General features: G+C 49.3%; 1 protein-coding gene and 1 pseudogene. Both read right to left on the bottom strand.

The window, feature by feature from the left end; genetic code table 11:
• A pseudogene (locus ACG2E4_RS18240) lies at nt 1–291 on the bottom strand (hypothetical protein); the annotation flags it as partial.
• A 332-nt stretch (nt 292–623) separates the two neighbouring features.
• Nucleotides 624–2,156, bottom strand: a complete 1,533-nt coding sequence (locus tag ACG2E4_RS18235) for a sulfatase (RefSeq protein ID WP_395262399.1) — start codon at nt 2,154–2,156, stop codon at nt 624–626.
• Nucleotides 2,157–2,501: the final 345 nt, after the last annotated feature.

Below are 2,501 nucleotides of genomic sequence, written 5' to 3'. Positions count from 1 at the left end.
TTTCCAACGTTCAGAACGTACTGCGCTCACTGGACCTGTTCTCCATCTTGAATTCGGATACCCCGGAAAATGCCAGTACAATGCTTCGCGATTTAAGGAGTTATCCGGATTCTCCAATAACGGAGTCAGGCTAACCCCATCCAGCTGATAGCCTTCGGGGTTTTCAAGCCCTGCATCGCTATGACCTTTAAATTCATCAAAGACGAATAATGAAATGTGTGGAAGATTATGAGCTAATAACAGTAAAAACGGCTCTCCACTATATTCTTCACTGAATGTGCCCTGCATCAAGGGAATATTGTAGTATTCAAGAGTGGAACCTTCTCCTCAGCAAATCTCCAGTAATCTTCATAATAATTTTCTTCTAGGGAGTCCTCCTCTATCGATTCATATCATTGGAATAGGGAATGCCGAAATAGATCTTGGAGCCGGTTAGCAGATGTAACTTATCTATGAGCGTCCCTTGCAGGTCTCCAAATTATTGTGACTTTGCATAAAGCCGATAGTAGTGTATATCCTTGGAAGAAGCCCGCTGGCTAGGGTAGTTGCTGCCGAAGGATCAGATTGCAAAAGGCAACGTCAAAACACCTATAGTAAACAACTAAAACGGTCTCCGTTCTAGTTTATTTAACCAGCTGGTCAAACTTTATTGGTTTGCCCTCCCAGAGCCATTCTCCATTTTCCTGCCACAGGATGCGGGCCCGGCTTCCCGGCACGTGCGGGGCGCTGCGTTCCGGCATCCATTTTGCCAACCTCCTCTTCACATCAGCATATTGGGGATCAGCGGCCAGGTTCGCCCATTCATGTGGATCGCGGTAGTGGTCATACAGCTCCTCCGATCCGTTAGCATACCGGATGTAGCGCCATCGCTCCGTGCGCACAGCGTGGTTCCCCGGATTCGCGGTGGTTACTGCCGGGCGTTCGCGGGGGGTAGCTGCATCTTCAAGTTGCGGTACCAGCGATATCCCTTCCAGGTTTTCTTTAGCCGGCAGCCCCGCCAGATCCACGAGCGTGGGATACATATCCAGCAATTCGACCGCTTCCGCGGATGTTGCTCCCCCCGTAACCCCCGGTCCTGCAAAAATCAACGGCACCCGCGTCGTCCGTTCCCACAAGGTATTTTTCCCGGTGATCGCCTTTTCCCCCAGATGGTACCCGTGATCGGACCAGAAGACCACTATGGTATTTTCCACCAGTCCCTGCTCTTCCAGCGTATCGAGGACCCGGCCCACCTGTGCATCCATAAAGCTGACGGTCGCCAGGTACGATTTCACCTTCGAATGCCACTGGTCGTGTTCCAAGACCCAGGAGAGGCGCGGCTCAGGGAGAAACCAGTGCGTGTACCAGGCAAAATCGGGAATATCTTCGCGATCTCCTTCAGGAGCAGGAGGTAAAACTACATTTTCCTCCTCAGGATACAGATCAAACCATTTTTGGGGGGCGTACAGCGGTACGTGCGGGGAAACAAATCCGACCGCCATGAAAAACGGGTCGGTATGAGATTCAGCCCCCAGCTCTTTCAACCGGTTTACGGCCCAGCTGGCCACTTTGTAATCGCCCATGGCCGAATCCTGTTCCGGGAACGTACCCCAGTCCACCAGCGGGTGGTCGACCATGTCCAGGGGCTCTTTGACAAGCTTTTCTTCCGGAAAGGGGCCAAACCCTCCATCCGGGCCCCAGTGCTGGAAATCGGTTTCCCGTACCTGCTCGGATACCCCGTGGAATATTTTACCGGTTGAATAGGTGCGATACCCGTGGTCAGCAAAATATTGGGGGAGCGTCACCACATCCTGGGTGGTCTCCGCCTGCCGATGGCCGGGGGCCAGCCCGTAGATTCCCGTGGTCGTGGGACGAAGCCCCGTCATGAGACTGACGCGGGAGGGATTGCACACAGGAGCCTGCACGTGGGCATTGGCAAACAGGGTCCCTCTCTGCGCCAGGCGGTCAATATTGGGGGTAACAACCTGCGGGTGCGTCTGGAGAATGCCGGCCCAATCATTGTAGTCGTCAATGCCGATAAATAGGATGTTCGGACTGTCGGCTGAATTCTGTCCATGTACAGGCAATGATAAACTGCTTAAAATTATGCCCAAACTCAGAAAAAACCATATAGAAAAGGTAGTTGCATTTATAATGCGATATAAATTAACTCTCATTTTGAAGGATTTAAATTTAAATATTTTATTATTTCATCTCTACTTACTTGCTTCGAGGTAGCACTTAACCTTTTTCATCTGTTTAAAACCTTGGTCTTCAGATCCTTATCCAGTTATTAAACATATGGAATCACTAGTGTCCCGTTTAAACTCATTGGGGCTCAATGACTTATAGAATAAAGCGTAAAATCTGTGAGACATTTTTAAAAAAGTGGTGTTTAAACGCCATATACATGCATTTTGTCACCCGAAAATTTTTATAGTTGTGAGTAAAATAGTAGCCTCATAAAAACATTTTCATTGAATACGTAACCTCAGTGCAGGGTACAAATTTCAATTATTGGT

The organism is Halalkalibaculum sp. DA384, assembly GCF_043951955.1.
Lineage (GTDB): Bacteria > Bacteroidota > Rhodothermia > Balneolales > Balneolaceae > JAMQKA01.
The sequence above is the reverse complement of the archived record's forward strand: the minus strand, read 5'-3'. Positions and strand labels throughout refer to the sequence as shown.

Coding starts and splice junctions, on each gene's coding strand:
- ACG2E4_RS18235 (WP_395262399.1), bottom strand. CDS start 2,156: ATGAGAGTTAATTTATATCGCATTATAAATGCAACTACCTTTTCTATA.